Genomic DNA, 2,951 nt, shown 5'->3' on the forward strand with positions numbered 1-2,951 from the left:
CCTCGGCGCGCGGCGCGCGCCGCCTTGGGGTGCCTCATGCGCCGGCGCGGCCCCCGGCCGCCTGGCATGCGCGGAGACAGAGGATGCGCCGCTCATGCGGTTTCCTCCGCGCGCAGCATCAGCGCGTGCACGCGGCCCAGCAGAAGGGCGATCGGCGGGAAGACGCAGGCGGTCAGCGCCGCCAGTTGCAGCGCGGGCCCCAGCGGGGGCAGGGCGAAGTCCAGCAGCGCCGAGAGCACATAGCCGAGCGCCGCCGCGCCGACGGCGAAGCCGCAGAAGGCCAGCCACAGCAGCAGGAAGCCCTGGCGCGCCAGGAACCGCCGCCAGCGCAGCGCGAGCCCGTGCGCCAGCAGCAGCGTGAGCAGGCCGCTGCCGAGCGGCGCGAGCGCCAGCAGGTCGAGCAGCAGCCCGAGCAGGAACACCGCCGGCGGCGACATGGCGGCCGGCCGGTAGATCGACCAGAACACCACCTGCGGGAGCGTCAGCGCGGGCGCGAGCACCGGAAGGCCGGTCGGGCCGGCCGCGGCGATCATCGTCACCACGGCCAGCAACCCTGGAAGAAGGTTGCGCGCCAGCGCCTCGACGCGTCGCAGCAGGCTGGGCGGGGGCTCGGGGACGCCGATCATTCACCGCCGTGCCCGCGGCTCCGGCCGCGCCACCGCTTCGGGCGGCAGGATGCCGCCCAGTCCGAAGTCGAACAGCCGCACCAGGTCCAGCCGGTCGAGCAGCGCGAACATCTCGACCTCGGCGGAGCCGGAGGCGCTGTAGCGCACCACGCCGATGGGAAGGCCGGCCGGGAAGGCCACGCCCTCGGCGCTGGTCACGACGCGCTCGCCCTCGGCCGGTCGCGTGCCCTCCGCCCAGAACTGAAGGCGGGGGCGGGGCCCGTTGGTGCCGACCATCATCGCCCGCGCGCGGCTGCCTTCCAGCGTCACCGGGATGCGGCTGTTCATGTCGGTGGCGAGCAGGATGCGGGCCGAACGCGTCCCCACCTCGGTCACCCGGCCGACGAAGCCGCGCTCGTCGAGCGCGATCTGCCCGCGCCGCACCGCGAGATCCGGCGGCAAGGCGATCAGCACGGCGCGGGCATAGACGCCGCCGGCGTCCGCGACGACGCGGGCGGTGCGGAAGGACGGCGCCGCTTCCGGCACGAAGTTCAGTTGCCGCCGGAGCAGGGCGTTCTCCGCCTCCAGCGCCAGCGCGGCCGACTGCCAGCGGCGGAGCCGCTCGTTCTCCTCCCGCAGCCGCGCATTCTCCTCCCGGATCGCGAGCAGTTCCGGCAGGTCGGCGATGGTCTCCCGCACGGCGCGGGCCGGCTCGGCGAAGGCGGCGTAGAATGGGGCGAGGGCATCGGCCAGCAGCACCCGCGCGCGCTCGGCCAGCAGCGCATCCGCCTTGCCGAGCAGCATCGTCCCGAAGGCGACCGCCACCAGCACGGGCAGGGTCAGCCGCGACAACGCCTGACGGAGCGGGATGCTCAGACGGAACAAGCGGCCTCGACCCCCTGGTCAGGCCGGCGCGGCCTCCCGCCCCGGACCTTCGACCCGATTGTATATCAATACATTGACGTCAGGACGCCGCGCAGGCGCTTCATCTCCTCCAGCGCCCGTCCTGTGCCCAGGGCGACACAGGACAGCGCGTCCTCCGCCACCACCACCGGCAGGCCCGTCGCGTCGCGCAGCACGGCATCCAGCCGGTGCAGCAGCGCCCCGCCGCCGGTCAGGACGATGCCCTTGTCGACGATGTCGGCCGCGAGTTCGGGCGGCGTGTTCTCGAGCGCCACCTTCACCGCCTCGACGATCGCCATCACCGGCTCGTAGAGGCTCTCGGCGATCTGGCGCTGGCTGACGATCACCTCGCGCGGGACGCCGTTCATCAGGTCGCGGCCCTTGACCTCGATCAGCGGCCCCTCGTCGCCCTCATAGGCGGGGGCGGCGGCGCCGATCTCCATCTTCACCCGTTCCGCCGTGCTCTCGCCGATCAGCAGGTTATGGTTGCGGCGGATGTAGGAGATGATGGCCTCGTCCATCTTGTCGCCGCCGACCCGCACGGACCGCGCATAGACGATGCCGCCGAGCGAGATCACCGCCACCTCTGTCGTGCCGCCGCCGATGTCGACGATCATGGAGCCGGAGGGCTCGGTCACCGGCAGCCCCGCCCCGATCGCGGCGGCCATCGGCTCCTCGATCAGCAGCACCTTCCGCGCCCCCGCGCTCTCGGCGCTTTCCTGGATCGCGCGGCGCTCCACGGCGGTGGAGCCCGAGGGCACGCAGACCACCACCATGGGAGAAGCGAAGCCGCGCCGGTTGTTCACCTTGCGGATGAAGTGCTTGATCATCTCCTCCGCCGCCTCGAAATCGGCGATGACGCCGTCGCGCAGCGGCCGGATGGCGGCGATGGAGCCCGGCGTGCGGCCGAGCATCTGCTTCGCCTCCTCGCCCACCGCCAGCACCTGCTTCTTGCCCCGGTTGTCGGAGATGGCGACGACCGACGGCTCGTTGAGCACGATGCCCCGGCCCTTCACGTAGACCAGGGTGTTCGCGGTGCCGAGGTCGATGGCCATGTCGGCGGACAGGAAGCCGAACAGGCGTGCGAACATGCGGGGGACCTTCCGGGCAAGGGGCGCCCCGCCTGGGAGCGGCGCAGCGGTGCGGCGGGGGCCGCGCACCACCGTCCCGGCGCTCACGCATTCGCGGGGTTGTGCGAGGGGCGTGCCTTAGCGGTCCCGCGCCCCCGGCTCAAGCCCCGTCGGGCGGCGCGAACCCGGGTTGCCAGAATGCGTTCCGGGTTCGTCCCAACCCTGCGGAGGAACCCCATGCGCAAGCTCTTCCTGTCCCTGGTGCTGGCGACCGCCCTCGGGGCCTGCGGCACCTCGACGAGCGACCGGGCGATCTCCGGCGGCCTGCTCGGCGCCGGCGCCGGCGCGGCGATCGGCTCGGTGACCGGCACCC

3 protein-coding genes are annotated in these 2,951 nt (G+C 73.2%); all 3 read right to left on the reverse strand.

The window, feature by feature from the left end:
- Positions 1 to 92: 92 nt before the first annotated feature.
- The 3 genes from mreD to L2I40_RS21315 all read right to left on the reverse strand — a co-directional run bounded on the left by mreD (position 93) and on the right by L2I40_RS21315 (position 2,599).
- On the reverse strand, positions 93 to 626 hold the full coding sequence (gene mreD / locus L2I40_RS21305; RefSeq protein WP_237217209.1) for a rod shape-determining protein MreD: 534 nt from the start codon (positions 624 to 626) through the stop codon (positions 93 to 95).
- Positions 627 to 1,490, reverse strand: coding sequence for a rod shape-determining protein MreC (gene mreC / locus L2I40_RS21310; protein ID WP_237217213.1), 864 nt, complete (start codon positions 1,488 to 1,490; stop codon positions 627 to 629). It abuts the gene before it with no gap.
- A 65-nt stretch (positions 1,491 to 1,555) separates the two neighbouring features.
- On the reverse strand, positions 1,556 to 2,599 hold the full coding sequence (locus L2I40_RS21315) for a rod shape-determining protein (protein ID WP_237217214.1): 1,044 nt from the start codon (positions 2,597 to 2,599) through the stop codon (positions 1,556 to 1,558).
- Positions 2,600 to 2,951: the final 352 nt, after the last annotated feature.

This window comes from Falsiroseomonas oryziterrae, from assembly GCF_021864505.1.
Lineage (GTDB): Bacteria > Pseudomonadota > Alphaproteobacteria > Acetobacterales > Acetobacteraceae > Falsiroseomonas > Falsiroseomonas oryziterrae.